At 60.6% G+C, this 19,886-nt stretch carries 22 protein-coding genes, 1 pseudogene and 1 riboswitch; of the genes and pseudogenes, 12 read left to right on the forward strand and 11 right to left on the reverse strand.

Translation table 11 applies throughout. The features are described from left to right. Nucleotides 1-68: 68 nt before the first annotated feature. Nucleotides 69-833, forward strand: a complete 765-nt coding sequence (locus ACOYXG_RS22010) for an AraC family transcriptional regulator (protein WP_460353975.1) — start codon at nt 69-71, stop codon at nt 831-833. 117 nt (nt 834-950) lie between these two features. On the opposite strand, the gene ACOYXG_RS22015 is transcribed toward ACOYXG_RS22010, so the two are convergent. Continuing rightward, the gene (locus tag ACOYXG_RS22015; protein WP_027612203.1) at nt 951-1,580 is read right to left on the reverse strand and encodes a LysE family translocator; all 630 of its coding nucleotides are present in this window, start codon (nt 1,578-1,580) and stop codon (nt 951-953) included. A gap of 243 nt (nt 1,581-1,823) precedes the next feature. Between ACOYXG_RS22015 and ACOYXG_RS22020 the strand changes: the two genes are divergently transcribed. From ACOYXG_RS22020 to ACOYXG_RS22030, 3 genes are all read left to right on the forward strand, one after another. Next, nucleotides 1,824-2,789, forward strand: coding sequence for a 2-hydroxyacid dehydrogenase (locus ACOYXG_RS22020; protein ID WP_098965557.1), 966 nt, complete (start codon nt 1,824-1,826; stop codon nt 2,787-2,789). 33 nt (nt 2,790-2,822) lie between these two features. Next, nucleotides 2,823-3,821 carry a class I SAM-dependent methyltransferase gene (locus tag ACOYXG_RS22025; protein ID WP_027612205.1) on the forward strand — a complete coding sequence of 333 codons (999 nt, stop codon included), beginning with the start codon at nt 2,823-2,825 and terminating at the stop codon, nt 3,819-3,821. 39 nt (nt 3,822-3,860) lie between these two features. Then, a riboswitch (yybP-ykoY riboswitch) is annotated at nt 3,861-3,985 on the forward strand. A gap of 88 nt (nt 3,986-4,073) precedes the next feature. After that, nucleotides 4,074-4,658: a TMEM165/GDT1 family protein gene (locus tag ACOYXG_RS22030; protein WP_003228090.1), complete on the forward strand. Its 585-nt coding sequence runs from the start codon at nt 4,074-4,076 to the stop codon at nt 4,656-4,658. 200 nt (nt 4,659-4,858) lie between these two features. Here the strand turns inward: ACOYXG_RS22030 and ACOYXG_RS22035 are convergent, their stop codons facing one another. Then, complete coding sequence (locus ACOYXG_RS22035; protein WP_027612207.1) at nt 4,859-5,677, reverse strand: M48 family metallopeptidase; 819 nt, start codon at nt 5,675-5,677, stop codon at nt 4,859-4,861. A 1,352-nt stretch (nt 5,678-7,029) separates the two neighbouring features. Here ACOYXG_RS22035 and ACOYXG_RS22040 point away from each other — a divergent pair. Beyond that, nucleotides 7,030-7,227 (forward strand): annotated as a pseudogene (locus ACOYXG_RS22040) (HAMP domain-containing protein); the annotation flags it as partial. A gap of 111 nt (nt 7,228-7,338) precedes the next feature. After that, nucleotides 7,339-8,082, forward strand: a complete 744-nt coding sequence (locus ACOYXG_RS22045) for a methyl-accepting chemotaxis protein (protein ID WP_371917797.1) — start codon at nt 7,339-7,341, stop codon at nt 8,080-8,082. 105 nt (nt 8,083-8,187) lie between these two features. On the opposite strand, the gene ACOYXG_RS22050 is transcribed toward ACOYXG_RS22045, so the two are convergent. Genes ACOYXG_RS22050 through ACOYXG_RS22060 form a run of 3 tightly spaced genes read right to left on the reverse strand, consistent with a single transcriptional unit; the run spans nt 8,188 to nt 9,300 of the window. Further along, nucleotides 8,188-8,811, reverse strand: a complete 624-nt coding sequence (locus ACOYXG_RS22050; RefSeq protein WP_007967716.1) for an SOS response-associated peptidase — start codon at nt 8,809-8,811, stop codon at nt 8,188-8,190. 36 nt (nt 8,812-8,847) lie between these two features. Continuing rightward, nucleotides 8,848-9,108, reverse strand: coding sequence for a putative signal transducing protein (locus tag ACOYXG_RS22055; RefSeq protein WP_003228093.1), 261 nt, complete (start codon nt 9,106-9,108; stop codon nt 8,848-8,850). A 9-nt stretch (nt 9,109-9,117) separates the two neighbouring features. Beyond that, the gene (locus ACOYXG_RS22060) at nt 9,118-9,300 is read right to left on the reverse strand and encodes a CPXCG motif-containing cysteine-rich protein (protein ID WP_096797159.1); all 183 of its coding nucleotides are present in this window, start codon (nt 9,298-9,300) and stop codon (nt 9,118-9,120) included. Between the two features lie 142 nt (nt 9,301-9,442). Here ACOYXG_RS22060 and ACOYXG_RS22065 point away from each other — a divergent pair, with 142 nt between their 5' ends. Beyond that, complete coding sequence (locus tag ACOYXG_RS22065; protein ID WP_460358530.1) at nt 9,443-10,606, forward strand: 1-acyl-sn-glycerol-3-phosphate acyltransferase; 1,164 nt, start codon at nt 9,443-9,445, stop codon at nt 10,604-10,606. A gap of 143 nt (nt 10,607-10,749) precedes the next feature. Here ACOYXG_RS22065 and ACOYXG_RS22070 read toward each other — a convergent pair whose 3' ends face one another. Next, complete coding sequence (locus ACOYXG_RS22070) at nt 10,750-11,028, reverse strand: hypothetical protein (RefSeq protein WP_007967709.1); 279 nt, start codon at nt 11,026-11,028, stop codon at nt 10,750-10,752. 194 nt (nt 11,029-11,222) lie between these two features. On the opposite strand from ACOYXG_RS22070, the gene ACOYXG_RS22075 reads away from it, so the two are divergent. After that, nucleotides 11,223-11,429 (forward strand): hypothetical protein, encoded by a 207-nt coding sequence (locus tag ACOYXG_RS22075; protein WP_460358533.1) that lies wholly within the window; start codon nt 11,223-11,225, stop codon nt 11,427-11,429. A gap of 192 nt (nt 11,430-11,621) precedes the next feature. Here the strand turns inward: ACOYXG_RS22075 and ACOYXG_RS22080 are convergent, their stop codons facing one another. Beyond that, a complete protein-coding gene (locus tag ACOYXG_RS22080) occupies nt 11,622-12,206 on the reverse strand; it encodes a YajG family lipoprotein (RefSeq protein WP_003228101.1) in 585 nt (194 codons plus the stop codon). Nucleotides 12,207-12,411: 205 nt separating this feature from the next. Between ACOYXG_RS22080 and ACOYXG_RS22085 the strand changes: the two genes are divergently transcribed. Continuing rightward, complete coding sequence (locus tag ACOYXG_RS22085) at nt 12,412-12,645, forward strand: hypothetical protein (protein WP_007912834.1); 234 nt, start codon at nt 12,412-12,414, stop codon at nt 12,643-12,645. A gap of 709 nt (nt 12,646-13,354) precedes the next feature. Next, a complete protein-coding gene (gene mqo, locus ACOYXG_RS22090; RefSeq protein ID WP_027612214.1) occupies nt 13,355-14,863 on the forward strand; it encodes a malate dehydrogenase (quinone) in 1,509 nt (502 codons plus the stop codon). A 236-nt stretch (nt 14,864-15,099) separates the two neighbouring features. Here the strand turns inward: mqo and ACOYXG_RS22095 are convergent, their stop codons facing one another. The 3 genes from ACOYXG_RS22095 to ACOYXG_RS22105 form a co-directional block, all read right to left on the reverse strand. Beyond that, nucleotides 15,100-15,387 (reverse strand): PA4642 family protein, encoded by a 288-nt coding sequence (locus tag ACOYXG_RS22095; RefSeq protein ID WP_460353985.1) that lies wholly within the window; start codon nt 15,385-15,387, stop codon nt 15,100-15,102. 63 nt (nt 15,388-15,450) lie between these two features. Then, the gene (locus tag ACOYXG_RS22100; RefSeq protein WP_460353988.1) at nt 15,451-15,930 is read right to left on the reverse strand and encodes a hypothetical protein; all 480 of its coding nucleotides are present in this window, start codon (nt 15,928-15,930) and stop codon (nt 15,451-15,453) included. Between the two features lie 177 nt (nt 15,931-16,107). Beyond that, nucleotides 16,108-16,665: a hypoxanthine-guanine phosphoribosyltransferase gene (locus ACOYXG_RS22105; RefSeq protein WP_008086142.1), complete on the reverse strand. Its 558-nt coding sequence runs from the start codon at nt 16,663-16,665 to the stop codon at nt 16,108-16,110. A gap of 161 nt (nt 16,666-16,826) precedes the next feature. Here ACOYXG_RS22105 and upp point away from each other — a divergent pair, with 161 nt between their 5' ends. Then, a complete protein-coding gene (upp, locus tag ACOYXG_RS22110; RefSeq protein WP_003228118.1) occupies nt 16,827-17,465 on the forward strand; it encodes a uracil phosphoribosyltransferase in 639 nt (212 codons plus the stop codon). Nucleotides 17,466-17,467: 2 nt separating this feature from the next. Beyond that, nucleotides 17,468-18,742 carry a uracil-xanthine permease family protein gene (locus ACOYXG_RS22115; RefSeq protein ID WP_003228120.1) on the forward strand — a complete coding sequence of 425 codons (1,275 nt, stop codon included), beginning with the start codon at nt 17,468-17,470 and terminating at the stop codon, nt 18,740-18,742. A gap of 111 nt (nt 18,743-18,853) precedes the next feature. Here the strand turns inward: ACOYXG_RS22115 and hemH are convergent, their stop codons facing one another. Continuing rightward, entirely contained in the window at nt 18,854-19,879 is a 1,026-nt protein-coding gene (hemH, locus tag ACOYXG_RS22120) for a ferrochelatase (protein ID WP_150368478.1), read from the reverse strand. Between the last annotated feature and the right edge of the window lie 7 nt (nt 19,880-19,886).

A 19,886-nucleotide genomic window follows, 5' to 3' on the forward strand; every position in this document is an offset into this window, starting at 1 on the left:
GTTGTCAGCGGCTTTATGCTAAGTTGGCGAAAAAGCGCATACCTGCCAACCAGGTCATCGAATCCGACATGTTGATCAGTCACTTCGAACACGGCCCGGTGAGTGCCTATCCCAGGGATTATCTGGACGGCGCGCACCAGTCGCTGCACCTGCATCGCGAGGCGCAGTTGCTGTATGCCGTCCGAGGGATCATGCGGGTGGTCACCGACCTCGGTGCCTGGGTGATTCCGCCAAGCCGCGCAGTGTGGATTCCGCCGCAAGTCGCGCACGAGATATTCATGTCCGGCGATGTGCAGATGCGCTCGCTGTTCATTGCCCCCGAGCTGTCACCGGCCAGCCTGCAACAGTGCTGCGTGCTGGCGGTGACGCCGCTGTTGCGCGAGCTGATCCTGCGCGCCGTTCAAGGCCCGCCGCACGCGGATAATCCGCTGATCCAGCTGTTGATGCTGGAAGAGCTCGCCAGCCTGGAAAGCCTGCCGCTGCACATTCCAATGCCTACTGACCGACGCCTGCAGAACATCTGTCTGGCGTTGCTGCACACACCGGATCACCCCAACACCCTGGAAGACTGGGCGCAGCAGGTCGGCGCCAGCTCACGCACTTTGGCGCGGCTGTTCCAGCGACAACTGAAGATGAGTTTCAACGCCTGGCGCCAGCAACTGCGCCTGATGGAAGCGCTACCGCGCCTGCTCGCCGGGGACAGCGTGCAGCGCGTGGCGCGGGATCTGGGTTACGGCAGCGCGCGGGCGTTCAGCGCGATGTTTCGCCGTTTGCTCGGGGACAATCCCCGGGAATACCTGAATAATCTGAGCAAACTCAGCGAGCTTGTGTAAGGCCCTGTGGGAGCGAGCCTGCTCGCGAAAGCGGTCTTTCAGCCACCAGTAATGTCGACTGATCCAACGCATTCGCGAGCAGGCTCGCTCCCACAGTTTTAAGTCGCGGTTCTGAGATCAATGCATCTCGGTAAACGCGATTTTCACGCCGAGAGCGATCAGCACCGCGCCCATGGTGCGGTCGAACCAGTGGCCCATGCGGGCAAAACCGGCACGTACACGTTGCTGACTGAACAGCATCGCCACCAGGCAGAACCAGAAAGCGGTCGCAACGGCCAGGTAAACCCCGTAACCGGCCTGCACCGCCAGTGGCGTGTGCGGGTTGATCACCACGGTAAACAGCGACAGGAAGAACAGCGTGGCTTTCGGATTCAGACCATTGGTCACGAAGCCCGAGGTGAACGCGCCGCGCGCGGTGCGCACGCCTGCCTCTTTGTGCAGATCATCGGTAACGGTTTTCGCTGGCTGCGCGCGCAAGGCCTTGAAGCCGATGTACAGCAGGTACGCGGCGGCGGCCCATTTCAAGGCGTTGAACAGCACGATCGACTGCGACACGATCAGGCCGATGCCGAGCAGCGAATAACCCACATGCAGGAAAATCGCCGTGCCCACGCCCAGTGCGGTCCAGGTGCCGGCGCGACGACCATGGGTCACGCTCTCGCGCACCACCACGGCAAAGTCCGGGCCGGGGCTGGCCACGGCCAGCAGGTGGATCAGTGCAACGGTCAAGAACTCGGTCCAGTACATGGGGGCTCCTCTGGGGGTGATCATCAGCTTGAACACATCGCCTGAATGCTTTTCCCCTGTGGGAGCGGGCTTGCTCGCGAATGGCGTTGTGTCAGGCAACCTTTATGGGTCTGACACGCCCTCTTCGCGAGCAAGCCCGCTCCCACAGTTTTTGTGAGCACTTCGGGCACTGCGTAACGTTTTGTTTCATCTGGTAGGCTCGGCAGATTACGCCTTCCGTTCCAAGCACAAAAGGTACAGTTGATGACGAACCCGCGCCGCGCCGTATTCCTCGATCACCCGTCACTGGATCTCGGCGATCTCGACCTCAGCCCGTTGCGCGCCTGCTTCAGCGACCTGCAACTGTTCGCCCAGACTGCGCCTGATCAAGTCGCCGAACGCCTGCACGGCGCCTCGGTGGCGATCACCAACAAGATCCGCATCGATGCCGCCGCGATGGCCGCCAACCCGGATCTGCAACTGATCCTGATCACCGCCACCGGCACCAACAACGTCGATCTGGACGCGGCTCGCGCCCACGGCATCACCGTGTGCAACTGTCAGGGTTACGGCACGCCGTCGGTGGCGCAACACACGATCATGCTGCTGCTCAACCTCGCCACCCGCCTCGCGGATTATCAAAAAGCGGTCGGCGAAGGTCGCTGGCAGCAGGCCAGACAGTTCTGCCTGCTCGACTATCCGATTGTCGAACTGGAGGGCAAAACCCTCGGCCTGCTCGGTCATGGCGAACTCGGCGGTGCGGTCGCGCGACTGGCCGAAGCGTTTGGCATGCGTGTATTGCTCGGACAGATTCCGGGCCGCCCGGCGCGGCCGGACCGTCTGCCACTGAACGAACTGCTGCCGCAGATCGACGCCCTGACCCTGCACTGTCCGCTCAACGAACACACCCGGCACTTCATCGGCGCCCGCGAGCTGGCGGCGATGAAACCCGGCGCCTTTGTGGTCAACACCGCTCGCGGTGGTTTGATCGACGAGCAAGCCTTGGCCGACGCGTTGCGCAACGGTCACCTTGGCGGCGCCGCCACCGACGTGCTCAGCGTCGAACCGCCGGTCAACGGCAATCCGCTGCTGGCCGCCGACATTCCACGGCTGATCGTCACTCCGCACAACGCCTGGGGCAGTCGCGAAGCGCGGCAACGCATCGTCGGCCAATTGACCGAAAACGCCCAGGCATTCTTCAGCGGTAAAGCGCTGCGGGTCGTCAGTTGATAAACTGCGGCACTTTTTTTCCAAGGAGCAGTTATGGATCCGCGCAGTGAAGTACTGCTTCGTCAGGCCGAGTTATTCCAGGGTTCGCTGTTGTTGGCCGGTTTGCCTGCCGACGATCTGCTCGGGCGCCTGCCCAATGCGTTCGGCTGGTGCTGGCACGCCGGCGATCAGGCCGCACTGGATGCGCGCTTCGAAGGTCGCAGCCATTTCGGCGTAAACGTGCCGGAGCGCGAGTTCGACAGCGCCGTGGTGTTTTTGCCCAAGTCCAAGGACCTGACCGATTACATCCTCAACGCGGTGGCCGCACGTCTGCCCGGGCGCGAGGTGTTTCTGGTCGGGGAAAAACGCAGCGGCATCGAGGGTGCGTCCAAGCAACTCAACCCGTTCGGCAAGCCGCGCAAACTCGACAGCGCCCGTCACTGCCAACTGTGGCAGGTCACCGTGGCCAACGCGCCTGAAGCAAAATCGCTGGAAAGCCTGGCGCAGACTTATGAGCTGCCGCTGGCCGAAGGCCCGCTTAAAGTCATCAGCCTGCCGGGCGTGTTCAGCCATGGCCGACTGGATCGCGGCAGCGCCTTGCTGCTGGAGCATCTGGACAAACTGCCGAGCGGTCATCTGCTGGATTTCGGTTGTGGCGCCGGGGTGTTGGGCGCGGCGGTCAAACGTCGCTATCCGCACAATCAGGTGACTTTGCTCGACGTCGATGCCTTCGCCGCCGCCAGCAGTCGCCTGACGTTGGCGGCCAACGGTCTGGACGCCGAAGTGCTGACCGGTGACGGTATCGACGCTGCACCGATGGGTTTGAACGCGATTCTGAGCAACCCGCCGTTCCATGTCGGCGTGCACACCGATTATTTCGCCACCGAGAACTTGCTGCGAAAAGCGGCCAAACATCTGAAAAACGGCGGCGAACTGCGCCTGGTTGCGAACAGCTTCCTGAAGTATCAGCCACTGATCGAAGAGCATCTGGGCGTGTGTGCAATCAAGGCTGAAGGCAATGGTTTCCGGATTTACCGGGCCAAGCGCGGCTGAAAATTTGTTCTTGCTCTATCGGTTTTGCGAAGGCAGAATCCGCTCCGTCCTAGGGGAGTAGTCTCCCACGAGCGCCAAGCTCGTCCGGCATACGTCAACATACTTGATCCTCAGATCATGGCGTATGCGACCCAAGCGTCCGCACCAGACGGATCGCAGGGTTTGACAAGACCTATGACACGCACACCTTACCCGGGGCGGGAAGGCTGTACGTGTCATAGCCGTGTCGACCCGCCCCTTAGGAAAATCCTGATGCTGGACTCGTTACTCGTTCCCACCGCAATCGTTGCCTTGGCCGAAATCGGCGACAAGACGCAACTGCTCGCGCTGATTCTCGCCGCTCGCTTTCGCAAACCCTGGCCGATCATTGCCGGTATCGTCGCTGCGACCCTGGCCAACCACGCGGCAGCCGGTGCGGTAGGCGCCTGGTTCGGCAGCTTCTTCTCCGATTCGGTGCTGCACTGGATTCTCGCCGCGAGCTTCACCGCCACTGCGCTGTGGACGCTGGTCCCGGACAAGATGGACGACGATGAAGCCAGCACCGCACGCAAGTTCGGCCCCTTCCTGACCACGCTGATCGCGTTTTTCCTTGCGGAAATCGGTGACAAGACGCAGATCGCCACCGTGATGCTGGCGGCGCAATATCCGGAGCTGTGGCTGGTGATCATCGGCACCACGGCGGGCATGCTGATTGCCAACGTGCCGGTGGTATTGGCGGGTAACTTTGCTGCGGAGAAATTGCCACTGACCTTGATCCGTCGCCTGGCCGCTTCGGCGTTCTTCATTCTGGCGATCGTTGCGGTGTACAAGGCGATGCAGAGCAGTGGCTGGATTTAACCCCTGAGCCGTGATCTGACAATTAACTGTGGCGAGGGGATTTATCCCCGATGGGGCGCGAAGCGCCCCCAAACCTGCCTCCTCAGAGTGTCAGACATAACGCATTTGCAGGTTTTGGGGCTGCTTCGCAGCCCATCGGGGATAAATCCCCTCGCCACAACAGCCCTCCCAACCTGAAGAATCGTTGTGTCCTTCGACTCTTAGGACTTCGGCGCTTTCTCGTACAGCGGCATCACCTTCGGAATCGCTGCCTGCAGCGAGGCGATCCGGCTGGACGAGGCCGGGTGGGTGCTCATGAACTCCGGCGGTGCGCCTTCCGAAGCCTTGCTCATCTTGTTCCACAAGGTGATCGCCGCATTCGGGTTGTACCCGGCACGGGCGGCCAGTTCGAGGCCGATCAGGTCGGCTTCGTTTTCGTTGGCGCGGCTGTTGGGCAAGGTCATGCCGTAATTGGCCACGGTGTCGGCCAGCGCCAGGCTGTCCTGACCCAGACCGAGCAACGCACCGGCACCCTGTTTGGCCATTTCAATGCCATAGGCTTTGGACATCGCTTCACGACCGTGCTCGCGCAGGGCGTGGGCGATTTCATGGCCCATGACCGCCGCAATTTCATCGTCGGTCAGCTTCAGGCTGTCGATCAGCCCGGTGTAGAAAATGATCTTGCCACCAGGGCCACAGTTGGCGTTGAGCTCGTCGCTCTTGATCAGATTGACTTCCCACTGCCACTGCGCCGCATCCGGGCGGAAGTTCGGTGCCTGGGCGATCAGCCGGTTGGCAATCGCCTGAACCCGCTTGGCCTCCGGGCTGGTCTTGTCCAGCACGCCTTTGCTCGACGCCTCGCCGACGGTCTTCTGGTAGGACTGGGCATACATCTGGTCGACCTCTTGCGAGGAGAGCATGCTGAACATGTACTGCTTGCGCTCCACACCGACGGCTCCGCCGCTGGTGGTGTTGACCGACTGACAACCGGCCAGCAACAGCGCTGCGCTCAGTGCACTTACAACCAATGTCTTGTTCATTCAAAAGCTCCCTGAAAACCTGCCGCGTATCGTAGGGGGTGAATTGTATCGGCGCCAGATACAACAGACGTGTTGCAGCGTCTTTCGGAAGTTTCCCACCGCTGTTGTCGTAAAAAATTCACAGCAACCGGCAAGTCTGCTGCCGCTGCGTCGCGCACCGATCCATTTGCGACATCCTCCGCCCTTTGTTCCGCTCAACGCTCATGGCGCCATGCCTGCTGCCGATACAACAGCGCAGACGTCCTCTTGCGTGCGGAGCTCCCATGAAGTTCAAGTCGATCCAGTTTTCCGTCGCCGCCCTGGCCGGCGCCATCGTCCTCAGCGTGGTTGCCGCGCTGGTGCTGTACGCGCTGTTTTCCGGTGCCCGCACTCAAGACATGGTGCAACAGCGCACTCAGGCGCAGTTCGAACAAGTCATCGAACAACGCCTGACCTCACTGGCGCAGACCCAGGTCAGCCAGATCCAGCGCGAACTCGAAGCGCCGCTGCTGATTGCCGGCGGACTGGTGCGGGTCAACGCGCTGCTCGGCACACCGGGCGCCGACGGCCAGCCGCGCCTGAGCGTCAGCCGCGAGCAGTTGATCAGCTTGATCAAGGAGAACGTTGAAAAAAATCCGAAGATTCTCGGCACCTACATCGGCTGGGAAAAAAACGCACTGGACCACAATGACGCGGCCTACGTCGGCAGCGCCGTGACCGGTATCGATCCCGCCAACGGACGCTTCCTGCCGTGGTGGTTCCGCAATACCGACGGCAGTCTGGGCGTGGACAAACTGGCCGATGTCGACGATCAGAAAACCCTGTCCACCGGGGTACGCGCCAGTGAGTACTACCTCTGCTCCAAGGAAACGAAAAAGCCCTGCGTGATCGATCCGGCGCCGTACAAGGTCGGCGACAAGGTCGTCATGCTCGCCTCGTTCATTGAACCGATCATGCTCAACGGCGCATTCCAGGGCATCGTCGGCGCCGACCTGTCGGTGAACTTCATCCAGGACATGCTCCTCGGCGCCAACCAGAAGTTGTACAGCGGCGCCGGGCAAATGGCCCTGATCGGCGGCAACGGCCGGATCGTTGCCTATACCAAAGATCCGAGCAAATTCGGTGAAAAGGTCAGCGACATTCTTGACGCCGAGCAGATCGCCAACATGGCCAATCTCAAGCGCGGCGAAGTCACCTACTCGGTGAACAAAGACAAGGGCCGCATCGAACTGTACCTGCCGTTCGGCATCGGCCAGACCGACGCACGCTGGACCCTGATGCTGCAACTGCCATTGAACGCGGTGATGGCGGATCTGCAAAAACTCCAGGCCGACCTTGATGCGCAACGCAAATCCGACACCTTCGGCATGGCCATGGTCGGCCTGATCATTGCCGCCATCGGTCTGTTGGTGATCTGGCTGGTGGGCCACGGCATCGCCCGACCGCTGAAACAGATGGTCGCCATGCTCGATGACATTGCCAAAGGTGAAGGCGACCTGACCCGTCGCTTGAGCAGTGATCGCAGCGATGAACTCGGCTCGATCGCCAAGGGCTTCAACACCTTCCTCGCCAAGTTGCAGGCGATGATCACGCAGGTGGTGACGTCGGTGCAGAGCGTCAGCGATTCCTCGGAGCACACTGCCGACATCGCGATTCGCACCAACATCGGCATTCAGAAACAGATGGCCGAGATCGATCAGGTCGCCACCGCGGTGCAGGAGATGACCGCCACCGCGCAAGACGTGGCGCGCAACGCCACTCAGGCCGCGCAAGCCGCCAGCCACGCGGATCAGGCTGCCGGCCAAGGCATGCAGATCGTCCGTGATACGTCGAACTCGATTGGCGTACTGGCGGTGGAAATCGGCAAAGCGGTGGAGGTGGTGCAGACGCTGGCCAAGGACAGCGAAAACATCAACGCGATCCTCATCGCGATTCGCGGGATCGCCGAGCAGACCAACCTGCTGGCGCTGAACGCAGCAATCGAAGCGGCGCGGGCCGGCGAACAAGGGCGCGGCTTTGCGGTGGTGGCGGACGAGGTGCGCAATCTGGCGCAGAAGACCCAGAAGGCCACCGAAGAAATCCAGAGCATGATCCAGCAGCTGCAACAGGGCACCCGCGATGTGGTGCGGGTCATGGAGGACAGCCAGAACCGCACCGACGAAAGCGTGCAGCACGCGGCGAAAGCGGCTGAAGCGCTGGAGACAATTACTCAGGCGGTGTCGGTGATCAATGACATGAATACGCAGATTGCCAGTGCGGCGGAAGAACAGAGCGCAGTGGCCGATGACATCAACCGTAACGTGATCAATATCGGTCAGGTGGCGAATGAAGTGGCGGGCGGTGCGGATGAGTCGAGCTCGGCCAGTGCCGGCCTGACTAAATTGGCGGAACAGCAGCGGCGGCTGATCAATCAGTTCAAGGTCTGATCCAAAGGCCCCTTCGCGAGCAAGCCCGCTCCCACAGTAATTTTGCGGCGTTCACAAAACCTGTGGGAGCAAGCTTGCTCGCGAAGAGGGCGGCACAGCATCAACTCAACCCGGAGTCAGACACTCCGGCCCATTGAGCTTCGGATCATTCACCAGATTCGCCAGCACTCGCTCGCGCAATGCTGCGGGCTCACTGGCGAGCAAGCCCTGCAGCACATGCAGCGGCGTCGCGGGATCGAGCCAGGCCGCCTGCCCCGCCTCATCGAGAATCAACGGTCGGCGCTGACTGGCCGCCGGCTGCGTGATGACGGCGGTGCTCAGCCACACCTGCTCCTGCACCGGATACGCTTCCCAGATCGCCGCGAAAAACAGCGACGAGCCCTCCCCCGGCGTCAGCCAGTACGGGCGCTTGCGCAGGTTGCCGCGCCATTCGTAGAAACCGTTGGCCGGCAGCAGACAGCGGCGCAGGCGCAGTGCCTCGCGGAACATCGGTTGCTCGGCGACGGTTTCGGCCCGGGCATGCGCCGGGGTACGCGACAGATCGGTCAGCCACGGTGGCGTCAGCCCCCAACGGGCGCGGGCCAGGGTGCGTTGGCCGTCGGCCTCGGCACGCAGCATCAACACCGAATCATTGGGGGAAATGTTCCACTGCGCCTGCTGATCGGCGGGAAATCCGGGCAGGGCCGCGAAATCGCGGTTCCAGCGAAACAGGGCATAACGTCCACACATGGGGCAACACGACTCAGAAATAAAACGAACGCCAGCCTAACAGACCAGCGTCCCGGGGAAGCTCTCCGGTTCATCGCCGGGCAGCGGCAGCGCGGCATTGTACGCGGTGATCAGTTCGCGGGCGTATTCGGCCTGATCGTTTTCGACCGACAGTCCCAGCAGGCCGAAAATCGGCAATTCCCCCGTGCCGCCCAGCAGATCGCGGCCCACCAGGTGCGCTTCGATGCCTTCACTGGCGAGCATGCCCTTGAGCATCTCGCCCTCCATCAGGTTTTCCGGCTCGTAGATTCGCTGCATGGGCGCCCCTCACTCGTTTTCGCTGAAGACTTCCAGAAACCAATCCTCGCCATGCACCTGCAAGACAAACGTGATCGGTCGACAACACACCTGACAGTCCTCGATGTAGGTCTGATCGCCTGCGGACAGGTCCACCGTCGTCTCGACCTCTTCACCACAATACGGACATTCATACAGTGCGCTTTCCAGCATCGCGGTCTCCCAGGTGACTTGTGCGTATAATCGCCGGTCTATTTGCAGGGCTATTTTTGTCTGGCTACCTTTTCAGACCGTGCCCCGTTGGTTTTCGATCAAAACCTTTACTTACCCTAGCCGTTTCCAACAAGAGAGCATGATGGGCGAATTCGATGCCATCCGACCTTACGACGACAGCGAAGTACCTGCGGTACTGGCAAGACTGCTCGGCGACAAGGCGTTTCTAGATATCCTCACCCACTTCCGCTTCCCGCGTTTTGCCGGTGCCTTCGGCTGGATGCTCAAACCACTTATAGCCCATCGGCTGCGTCGTGAGTTTGCCGACGTGACCTCCGTGGCCACTTTGCAGGACAAAGTCGAGTTCTACGTCGACCACACCATCGAGCGCGCCACTGATGGCGTGACCTACACCGGTGTCGAGCAATTCAAGTCCGGCAGCGCCTACCTGTTCATCGCCAACCACCGCGACATCGTGATGGACCCGGCCTTCGTCAACTACGCGGTGTACCACGCCGGCCTGCCGACCCCGCGCATCGCGATCGGCGACAACCTGCTGCAGAAACCCTTCGTCAGCGACCTGATGCGCCTGAACAAGAGTTTTATCGTGCATCGCTCGATCACCGGGCGCCGCGAGAAGATGGCGGCGTATCAATTGCTGTCGGCGTATATCAACCACTCGATCCGCAGCGATTGCGCCTCGATCTGGATCGCGCAGGCTGAAGGCCGGGCAAAGGACGGCGACGACCGTACCGAGTCGGCGATCCTCAAGATGTTCCACATGAGCCGCAAGGACGAGCCGTTCGGCGAGGTCATCCAGTCGCTGAACCTGACCCCGGTGTCGATCAGCTACGAATACGACCCGTGCGATCAGGCCAAGGCCCGCGAGTTGTACATCCGCGCCACCACCGGCACCTACGCCAAGGCGCCGGGCGAGGATGACGTGAGCATTGCCAAGGGCATCACCGGTTATAAGGGCCGGGTGCACGTGAACTTTGCCGCGCCGATCACCGAGCTGTTCGAAGACACCAAGCAATTGGCGGTCGAGATGGACAAGCAGATTCTCGGCGGATATCGCCTGTTCCCGGTGCATTACCTGGCGTACGCGCAGTGGGCCGATGCCGATCCGCAACTGAACGTGCCGAAGGCTGCCAAAGTGTTCCCGGCGGATGAATTGGCCAAGGCGCAGGAAGAATGGCAGCGCCGACTGGACGCCTGCCCTGAAGAGCACCGTCCGTATCTGGTGCTGCAATATGCGACGCCGGTGCGCAATCAGTACCGGGTGAAGGCTGGATTGCCGTTGTAAACAGGCATAGCGGAGCCCCTGTGGCGAGGGGATTTATCCCCGATGGGTCGCGAAGCGGCCCCAGGATTCTGCCTGAATAATCATGGGCCTGCTGCGCAGGCCATCGGGGATAAATCCCCTCGCCACAAGGTTTTGCATTCGCTTCAGAAGCGGGTGCTGATCCATGAGACGATCAGTGCCAGGCCAAGGCAGGCAAAACCGAAGCGATAGAAAAAGCGGTTCATGCGCAGCGTCGCCCAATCCAGAATCGGTTCGGCGTTCGGTTGGGCCTGACGCTGCGCAGCGATGCTGGCCATCGCGCGCTGTTCACGGCGGCGGGTCGCGTGCAGCAGCCAACTGCCCGGGAAGGCCAGGGCCAGCGCCAGCAGGTTGATCAATTTGGCGGGATGGGCGGTAAACAGCGTCATCAAGTGCAGCGACATCACAGACCTCGGAACTGAATCGGTGTGGCAGGCGCCAGATCGACGACCGCGGCGCGGATTCTACCGAAACCCTCCGCCACTACCCTACCCTTTGCGACAAATAACCTGACAATCGACCGATGGCTGTCCTGTGTCACGGCATCGTCATTTACATCGGCCACCATGCGCGCCTCGAAACACACATGGAACGCGACATGCTGCACGCCGAAAACCAGGATCGCATGTACCTCATCACCCCGACCGACGAACAACAAAGCCTCGTCGGCAGCCTCGCCTTCAATGTTCAGGATCGCCACTGGCTGGTGTATTGCGCCCTCGGCGGGCATCAGCATGCGGATTTGCCGGAGACGGATTTGCTGACCGGTGTGAGTGTCCTCGACTTCTACTCCCAGGCTGCCTGACACACGCCTGTCCCTGTGGGAGGGGGCTTGCTCCCGAAGACTGAGTGTCAGTCGACTTCTGAGTTGACTGATCCACCGCTTTCGGGAGCAAGCCCCCTCCCACAGTTGTATGAGTATTCAGATAAATTTTGTGGCCACAAAAAAGCCCGGAGCCATCACTGGCGCCGGGCTTTTTCACATCAACCGCACAGCTTACTCGGCGAGGATCTGACCCACGGTCGGGTCCTTGAACAGACGGGTCAAGGCATCGCTCAACACGTCGCTGACCAGCTTGGTGTTGGTTTCCTGGTTCGGCGCCATGCCGAAACGCTGGTCCAGCGAAGCGCCGTAGCGGCCGCTGTAACGACGGTTGCCGCTCTGCACGTCGGAGCGGAAGGTCGCGCCGATGGTGGCTTCGGTCACGTACATGCCTTCTTTCGGCGACTGGTACTTCAGCTCGGTCAGGGTCACGGTCAGTTGCGGCGCGTTCATCCCGTTGCTGGTCGGGGTGAAGCCGAGCAGACGTACGGCGGCTTCAGCCTGCGCCTGCAACTTGGGCAGGATCTGCTCGCGCTGCACGGTGATCGCGCTGGTTTCCGGGTACAGGCCACCGCGGGTGCCGAGGGTTGGCGACGGACGACCGTCAACCACACGCACCACCACTTGCTGGCCATGGCCGACCGGGGCCAACTGCGTGGTCAGCTTCGGTTCCGGGCTCAGTTGTTGCGGGCTGTGGGCGCAGCCAACCAGGGTCAAACTGGTCACAGTGATCAAACCGAACAACAGGCGTTGCAACATGCTCTTTTCTCCAGAATCAGGCACAAACAGGCCGGCAGTATAGCGGTGGGCCACTGCGGGTCACCAGCACCCGACAGTGAATACTCAAATGTCTGACAAACCCGTGAGAATGCGGTTCCTGTCACAGATTGTTCACCGCCCATACACCTCGGCGTCACGGCCGCCAGGCAAGCTTCAAACCAGTCCTCCAACAAGGTACTCGGCCATGCGTTATCTGATCTCGTTGTTCGCCCCACGCCCACTGCACCGCAGTTTTGCCCTGCTCGATCGCAACGGTCATTGCCAGGCATTCAAGCAGTGCAGCCTGCAGCCGATGGGCGATGGCTGGGTGGAAATCGAAGAAATCCGTCTCAACTGGTTGCACCAGCCACTGCCCGCCAGCGCCCGCGTCATAGCGTCGCAGCCCCGCGCACGCGTGCAAGCGATGTTGAGCATCTGACCGGATGCCTAATAAAAGTCATTAAACACGAGCAACTGCCCGCATTTCTTCGATACAATCTCCCCCCGATTATAAGGACGTCTCCTGATCGGGCCCCGCAACACCGTCAATGCGCATGCATCGACACCCAAATCGCCCACAGAGAGCCGCCCACACAGATCGAGTGAAGTTGGCGCGCTTGCCTGTTCTTCCGGCAAAAACCCCGCTTTTCGCGAATCTGCAGAGCTGTCATGACGCTCGGCCACCGCGTTGTTTTGCCCTTGCGGGCAGGGTGCCAGGCCTGGACAGCCCTTTTTTGAGGTTCACGTCTTCAAAAGAGCGTGAAAAAAACGGGTTTTCACAACTTCACAAGAGTGTGGCGAGCAAATGAAAAGTTTTGCGTCTGAACATGCACCATTAGCGTCTGAAACAGCCCAACGACACAGGACCGGGTATACCTCGAACATCGGAGCCTGAAGCCTGTCCGCTACGGATTTGGTTGCACAAAAACGGATGTCTCGACCATAAGTCGAATTGCCAGCCGCGTGCTGAAATGAGTTCATGGAGCTCTTGAAGCCAGGCCGCATGCATCCGTCGAAGTTGCGAAAAATTGCGAAGATTCGGACATGACGAACCTGACCATGGGTATCCGGGGCGCAACTGACCTGCCCCGTCACTCCCTGGCAGCCATGCCGACAATTTGGTGCTGCAGATTTTGGAGACGCGTTAAATGGCGCATAACGAAGCAGTCGACGTAGTTCTGGTTGGGGCGGGCATCATGAGTGCCACCCTGGCAGTACTGCTCAAAGAGCTCGACCCGGCGATCAAGCTGGAAGTCGTCGAGTTGATGGATTCCGGTGCTGCGGAGAGTTCCAACCCGTGGAACAACGCCGGTACCGGCCACGCCGGCCTGTGCGAGCTGAACTACACGCCGCAGGCAGCCGACGGCAGCGTCGATATCAAAAAAGCCGTGCACATCAACACCCAGTTCGAAGTGTCCAAACAGTTCTGGTCGTACTTGACCAAGAAAGGCACCTTCGGCTCGTGCAAATCCTTCATCAGCCCGGTGCCGCACCTGAGCTTCGTTCAGGGTGACAAAGGCGTGTCGTTCCTCAAGGAACGCTTCAACGTGCTGCACAAGCACCACGCCTTCTCCGACATGGAATACACCGAAGACAAGGCCAAGATGGCCGAGTGGATGCCGCTGATGATGCCGGGCCGCTCGCCGGATGAAGTCCTGGCCGCCACCCGCGTGATGAACGGCACCGACGTCAACTTCGGCGCCCTGACCAATCAGTTGCTCAAGCACCTGACCAGCGCACCGGACACCCAGGTCAAATACTGCAAGCGCGTCACCGGCCTCAAGCGTAACGGCGCCGGCTGGACCGTCAGCATCAAGGACGTCAACAGCGGCGCCAGCCGTGAAGTCGACGCCAAGTTCGTCTTCCTCGGCGCTGGCGGCGCGGCTCTGCCATTGCTGCAGGCTTCGGGCATCGAAGAAAGCAAAGGCTTCGGCGGCTTCCCGATCAGCGGCCAGTGGCTGCGTTGCGACAACCCGGAAGTGGTCAAGCACCACCAGGCCAAGGTCTACAGCCAGGCTGCAGTCGGTTCGCCACCAATGTCGGTGCCGCACCTGGACACCCGTGTGGTCGATGGCAAGAAATCCCTGCTGTTCGGGCCATACGCCGGTTTCACCACCAAGTTCCTCAAGCACGGCTCCTTCATGGACCTGCCGCTGTCGGTTCGCGCCGGCAACATCGGACCGATGCTGGCGGTGGCGAAAAACAACATGGACCTGACCAAATATCTGGTCAGCGAAGTGATGCAATCGATGGAGCAGCGTCTGGAATCCCTGCGCCGCTTCTACCCGGAGGCGAAAGCCGAGGACTGGCGCCTGGAAGTGGCCGGCCAACGGGTACAGATCATCAAGAAAGACCCGAAAAAAGGCGGCATCCTGCAATTCGGTACCGAACTGGTTGCGGCGAAAGACGGCTCCCTCGCCGCCCTGCTCGGCGCTTCGCCAGGTGCTTCGGTAACCGTTTCGATCATGCTCGAGCTGATCGAGAAATGCTTCCCGGCCAAGGCCAAGGGTGAGTGGGCGGCCAAACTGGCGGAAATCTTCCCGGCCCGCGAGAAGGTTCTGGAAACCGATGCTGCGCTGTATCGCAAGATCAACACGCAGAACAACATCGCCCTGGAACTGGTTGAAGAAAGCAGCGAGACCCCAAGCTTCGCTTGATCTTGCGGCATAAAAAACGCCCCGTACTCGGTGAGTGCGGGGCGTTTTTTTTTGCTGGGATAAAAACCAATACTGCTGGCTCACCAACACTTGTGGTGAGGGGATTTATCCCCGATCGGCTGCGCAGCAGTCGCAAAACCATTGATGCGATTTACCTGACACCCTTGCACTCAGGCTTCGGGGCCGCTACGCAGCCCATCGGGGATAAATCCCCTCGCCACAGATATCGGGTGAGCTTAACCGCGAGCCTTGTCGATCAGCTCGATGTACTCGGCCGCATTACGCTGATCCTTGATCAGATCAACAAACGTCTGACCGTGCGCGTCCTTGCCATCCACGTCGTAACCGGCAGCCACGAAGAACGTCAGGAAGCGCTCGAAATCGTCGATGCGCAGGCCACGGTAGGCCTTGATCAGTTTGTGCAGCGACGGCGAAGTGGCGTCGACCGGTTCAAAATCGAGGAACAGCTTGATCTGCTCATCGCCGATCTCGTCACCAATCACCTGTTTCTTATCTTTACGCATTGCCGACTCCAGCTCGCAGACATTACACGGGGCGGGCAGTTTACCCCTGCCCTGCCACCCGGCTCAACGCGAACGAACGGCCCCGGTGTGCAGATCAGCCCAGATGTGGCCGTTGGCATAACTGAGGAACTGTACATACACCGTGTCGTTGCGCAGCAAATCGATCACCACCCGGTACTGGGCCAACGGGTAGAACAGGGTCAGGGTCTTGCTCTTGTCGTCGTAAACCGGTTTTTTCAGGCTTTTGCTTTCGCCATCGAAACTGACCAGCACCTGGGCGATGGTTGCGCCCTTGTTCAGCGACTTACCCTTGAGGCGAATCATCAGCGGCGACGTGACCGGAATCGGCTGCTGATTGGACTGGCGTTGCGCACCGACCACTACCGAATAATCGATGACTTGCAACAGTTGCTGCTGCTCGGGTTCGGCATCGCGCAGGGTCAGGTCATCCGGCGGCAGAAATTGACTGTGCATCGGCGCCGCAGACAGCGGCAGACTGAGGGCCAGCAACAAGGCGGCTAGGCTGCGGATCAAGAGGCTCATGGCAGGCTCCGGGGGCGGGGCCGAGCACTCTAGCATGGGGAACGCGGATGGATCAGCACACACAAAACAACTGTGGGAGCGAGCCTGCTCGCGATAGCGTCGTATCAGTCAACATCAACATTGCTGACAGACCGCTATCGCGAGCAGGCTCGCTCCCACAAGGGATAGCGCGGGATCTTACATGCCTTTAACGGCAAAGATCCCGTTGGCGTTGCGCCAGTAGCCTTTGTAGTCCATGCCGTAACCGAAGATGTAACGGTCAATGCACGGCAGGCCGACGAAGTCTGCCTTCAGATCAGGACGCGCCTTGCGGTCGTGATCCTTGTCGATCAGCACGGCGGTGTGCACTTTGCGTGCGCCGGCGTGTTTGCAGAAGTCGATGATCGCGCCCAGGGTGTGACCTTCGTCGAGGATGTCGTCGATGATCAGCACGTCGCGGTCGATGAACGAGACTTCCGGCTTGGCTTTCCAGAACAGGTCGCCGCCGCTGGTTTCGTTGCGATAACGGGTCGCGTGCAGGTAGGACGCTTCCAGCGGGAATTGCAGGTGAGTCAGCAGTTTGCCGGAGAAGATCAGGCCGCCGTTCATCACGCAGAACACCACCGGGTTGCTGTCGGCCAGTTGTTCGTTGATTTGTGCACCGACGCGGGCGATGGCGGCCTCGACTTCAGCTTCGGTGTACAGGCAGTCAGCCTCTCGCATGATTTGACGGATATGCTCGAGATCAGCGGACATGGCGCTCTCCAGGGGGATGTTTTCGGAAAAGCGGGCAAAGGTACGCATCCCGTGAGGTCGAATCAAGCCTTAATGGACTAACGTACTCAATGTCCTATAGGACATCACCCTCGGATAGATTAATCTAGGCCGGTTTTTTTGCCCGCCGCCGGAGTTTTTCCATGCCCATCCTCGAGATCCGCCACCCGCTGATCCGCCATAAACTCGGCCTGATGCGCCGCGCCGATATCAGCACCAAGAATTTCCGTGAGCTTGCTCAGGAAGTCGGCGCCCTGTTGACCTATGAAGCTACAAAAGATCTGCCGCTCGAATCCTACGATATCGCCGGTTGGTGCGGCACTGTGTCGGTGGAAAAAATCGCCGGCAAGAAGATCACCGTCGTGCCGATCCTGCGCGCCGGCATCGGCATGCTCGAAGGCGTGCTGAGCCTGATCCCGGGTGCCAAGGTTTCCGCTGTGGGCGTTGCCCGCAATGAAGAAACCCTGCAAGCGCACACTTATCTGGAAAAACTGGTTCCGGAAATCGACGAACGGCTGGCGATGATCATCGACCCGATGCTCGCCACCGGCAGCTCCATGGTCGCGACCATCGATCTGCTGAAGAAAGCCGGTTGCAAGGACATCCGCGCAATGGTGCTGGTGGCCGCGCCGGAAGGCATTGCCGCTGTGGAACAGGCTCACCCGGACGTGACCATCTACACCGCTTCCATCGATGAGCGTCTGAACGAACACGGTTACATCATCCCAGGGCTTGGCGATGCCGGTGACAAGATCTTCGGTACCAAGCAGAAGGACGCGTGAGCATGCAGCAAGAGTTCAACGATCCGCTCTGGCGCACGGTGCTGTCCGGCGCCCAGATGCTGTTCGTGGCTTTCGGCGCCCTGGTGCTGATGCCGCTGATCACGGGTCTTGACCCGAACGTGGCACTGTTTACCGCGGGTCTGGGGACGATCCTGTTCCAGATCGTCACCGGGCGTCAGGTGCCGGTGTTCCTCGCGTCGAGCTTTGCCTTCATCACCCCGATCATTCTCGCCAAGGGCCAGTTCGGCCTCGCCGCGACCATGGGCGGCGTGATGGCAGCCGGTTTCGTCTACACCTTCCTCGGCCTCGCCGTGAAAATCAAAGGCACCGGTTTCATTGACCGTCTGCTGCCGCCAGTGGTGATTGGCCCGGTGATCATCTCCATCGGTCTGGCCATGGCGCCGATTGCCGCGAACATGGCGATGGGCAAGGCGGGTGACGGTTCCGAGCTGATCCACTACCAGACCGCGATGATGATCTCTATGCCGGCGCTGCTGACCACGTTGATCGTGGCGGTGTTCGGTAAAGGCATCTTCCGTCTGGTGCCGATCATTTCCGGGGTGCTGGTCGGTTTTGCCATGTCGTTCTATTTTGGTGTGGTCGATACCGCGAAGATTGCGGCGGCGCCATGGTTCGCCCTGCCGCACTTCACCGCGCCAGAATTCAACTGGCAGGCGATCCTGTTCATCGTTCCGGTGGCGCTGGCTCCGGCCATCGAGCACATCGGCGGCGTGATCGCGGTGGGTAGCGTGACCGGTCGTGACTACCTGAAGAAGCCGGGCCTGCATCGCACCCTGCTCGGTGACGGCATCGCTACCACGGCGGCCGGTCTGTTTGGTGGCCCGCCGAACACCACCTATGCCGAAGTGACCGGCGCGGTGATGCTGACCAAAAACTACAACCCGAAAATCATGACCTGGGCGGCGATCTTCGCCATCACCCTGGCGTTCATCGGCAAGTTCGGCGCGCTGCTGCAAAGCATTCCGGTGCCGGTGATGGGCGGGATTCTGTGCCTGCTGTTCGGCTCGATCGCGGCGGTGGGGATGAACACCCTGATCCGTCACAAGATCGACCTCGGTGAGGCACGCAATCTGGTGATCGTTTCGGTGACCCTGGTGTTCGGTATCGGCGGTGTGCTGGTCGGCACCGGCACTGGCCCGGACGACTTCGGCCTCAAAGGCATCGCGCTGTGCGCGGTGGTGGCGATTGCGCTGAACCTGATTCTGCCGGGCAATGATGGCTGGAAGAACAAGAAGGCGGATGAGCCGCTGATCTAAGGCTTTAGATCTTTATTGTCTGACAGATAGCTTTCGCGAGCAGGCTCGCTCCCACATTGATCTTCGGTGCGCTGAAGATCCCCTGTGGGAACGAGCCTGCTCGCGATGCTTTCAGAGGGCCAACGGCGCTCTCTCGCACAGGGTCGCCAACGCCTTCGCCCATTGCGGGTCGTCATTCAGGCACGGCACCAGCACCAGCTCCTCGCCCCCCGCTTCGCGGAACTGTTCCTTGCCGCGATCACCGATCTCTTCCAGCGTCTCGATGCAATCGGCGACAAACGCCGGGCACATCACCAGAATCTTCTTCACCCCGCTTTGCGCCAGCTCGTCCAGCCGCGCTTCGGTGTAGGGTTCGATCCACTTGGCTCGCCCCAGACGCGACTGAAACGACACCGACCATTTGCCATCGGCAATGCCCGCGCGCTTGGCGAACTCGGCGGCGGTGCGTATGCACTGGGCGCGGTAACAGGTGGCCAGGACTGCCGGCGAGGCATTCTTGCAGCAATCCTCGTTTTTCAAGCAGTGACTGCCGGTCGGATCGAGCTTGGTCAGGTGCCGCTCCGGCAAGCCATGGAAGCTCAGCAGCAAGTGATCGTAGTCCTGCTGCAAATGCGGGGTAGCGCTGGCGACCAGCGCGTCGATGTACTCAGGCTGATCGTAAAACGGTTGCAACACTGAAAGCTGCACATCGAGTTTGTTCTCGCGAATCACTCGCTTGGCTTCTTCGATCACCGTGGTCGTGGTGCTGTCGGCGAACTGTGGATACAGCGGTGCCAGCGTGATGCGCTTGTGCCCCGCCGCCACCAGTTGCAGCAATTTGGTTTCAATCGACGGCTCGCCATAACGCATGGCCAGTTCCACCGGGCCGTGGGTCCACTGGGTGGTCATCTGCTGCTGCAGACGACGGCTGAGCACCACCAGCGGCGAGCCCTCCTCCCACCAGATCGAAGCGTAGGCATGGGCCGATTGCTCGGGGCGCTTGATCAGGATCAGCGACACCAACAGCCGCCGCACCGGCCACGGCAGGTCGATCACATACGGGTCCATCAGAAATTGATTGAGGTAGCTGCGTACATCGGCCACCGAGGTGGAGGCCGGGGAACCCAGGTTGACCAGAAGCAAGGCGTGATCGGTCATGCATCGT

The sequence above is a fragment of the Pseudomonas sp. G3-39 genome, assembly GCF_054790485.1.

Coding starts and splice junctions, on each gene's coding strand:
- ACOYXG_RS22065 (WP_460358530.1), top strand. CDS start 9,443: ATGGGCGAATTCGATGCCATCCGACCTTACGACGACAGCGAAGTACCT.
- ACOYXG_RS22035 (WP_027612207.1), bottom strand. CDS start 5,677: ATGAACAAGACATTGGTTGTAAGTGCACTGAGCGCAGCGCTGTTGCTG.
- mqo (WP_027612214.1), top strand. CDS start 13,355: ATGGCGCATAACGAAGCAGTCGACGTAGTTCTGGTTGGGGCGGGCATC.
- ACOYXG_RS22095 (WP_460353985.1), bottom strand. CDS start 15,387: ATGCGTAAAGATAAGAAACAGGTGATTGGTGACGAGATCGGCGATGAG.
- ACOYXG_RS22085 (WP_007912834.1), top strand. CDS start 12,412: ATGCGTTATCTGATCTCGTTGTTCGCCCCACGCCCACTGCACCGCAGT.
- ACOYXG_RS22055 (WP_003228093.1), bottom strand. CDS start 9,108: ATGCAGCGAATCTACGAGCCGGAAAACCTGATGGAGGGCGAGATGCTC.
- ACOYXG_RS22115 (WP_003228120.1), top strand. CDS start 17,468: ATGCAGCAAGAGTTCAACGATCCGCTCTGGCGCACGGTGCTGTCCGGC.
- ACOYXG_RS22050 (WP_007967716.1), bottom strand. CDS start 8,811: ATGTGTGGACGTTATGCCCTGTTTCGCTGGAACCGCGATTTCGCGGCC.
- ACOYXG_RS22060 (WP_096797159.1), bottom strand. CDS start 9,300: ATGCTGGAAAGCGCACTGTATGAATGTCCGTATTGTGGTGAAGAGGTC.
- ACOYXG_RS22100 (WP_460353988.1), bottom strand. CDS start 15,930: ATGAGCCTCTTGATCCGCAGCCTAGCCGCCTTGTTGCTGGCCCTCAGT.
- ACOYXG_RS22010 (WP_460353975.1), top strand. CDS start 69: ATGTTGATCAGTCACTTCGAACACGGCCCGGTGAGTGCCTATCCCAGG.
- ACOYXG_RS22045 (WP_371917797.1), top strand. CDS start 7,339: ATGGCCGAGATCGATCAGGTCGCCACCGCGGTGCAGGAGATGACCGCC.
- ACOYXG_RS22105 (WP_008086142.1), bottom strand. CDS start 16,665: ATGTCCGCTGATCTCGAGCATATCCGTCAAATCATGCGAGAGGCTGAC.
- ACOYXG_RS22080 (WP_003228101.1), bottom strand. CDS start 12,206: ATGTTGCAACGCCTGTTGTTCGGTTTGATCACTGTGACCAGTTTGACC.
- hemH (WP_150368478.1), bottom strand. CDS start 19,879: ATGACCGATCACGCCTTGCTTCTGGTCAACCTGGGTTCCCCGGCCTCC.
- upp (WP_003228118.1), top strand. CDS start 16,827: ATGCCCATCCTCGAGATCCGCCACCCGCTGATCCGCCATAAACTCGGC.
- ACOYXG_RS22015 (WP_027612203.1), bottom strand. CDS start 1,580: ATGTACTGGACCGAGTTCTTGACCGTTGCACTGATCCACCTGCTGGCC.
- ACOYXG_RS22030 (WP_003228090.1), top strand. CDS start 4,074: ATGCTGGACTCGTTACTCGTTCCCACCGCAATCGTTGCCTTGGCCGAA.
- ACOYXG_RS22020 (WP_098965557.1), top strand. CDS start 1,824: ATGACGAACCCGCGCCGCGCCGTATTCCTCGATCACCCGTCACTGGAT.
- ACOYXG_RS22075 (WP_460358533.1), top strand. CDS start 11,223: ATGCTGCACGCCGAAAACCAGGATCGCATGTACCTCATCACCCCGACC.
- ACOYXG_RS22070 (WP_007967709.1), bottom strand. CDS start 11,028: ATGTCGCTGCACTTGATGACGCTGTTTACCGCCCATCCCGCCAAATTG.
- ACOYXG_RS22025 (WP_027612205.1), top strand. CDS start 2,823: ATGGATCCGCGCAGTGAAGTACTGCTTCGTCAGGCCGAGTTATTCCAG.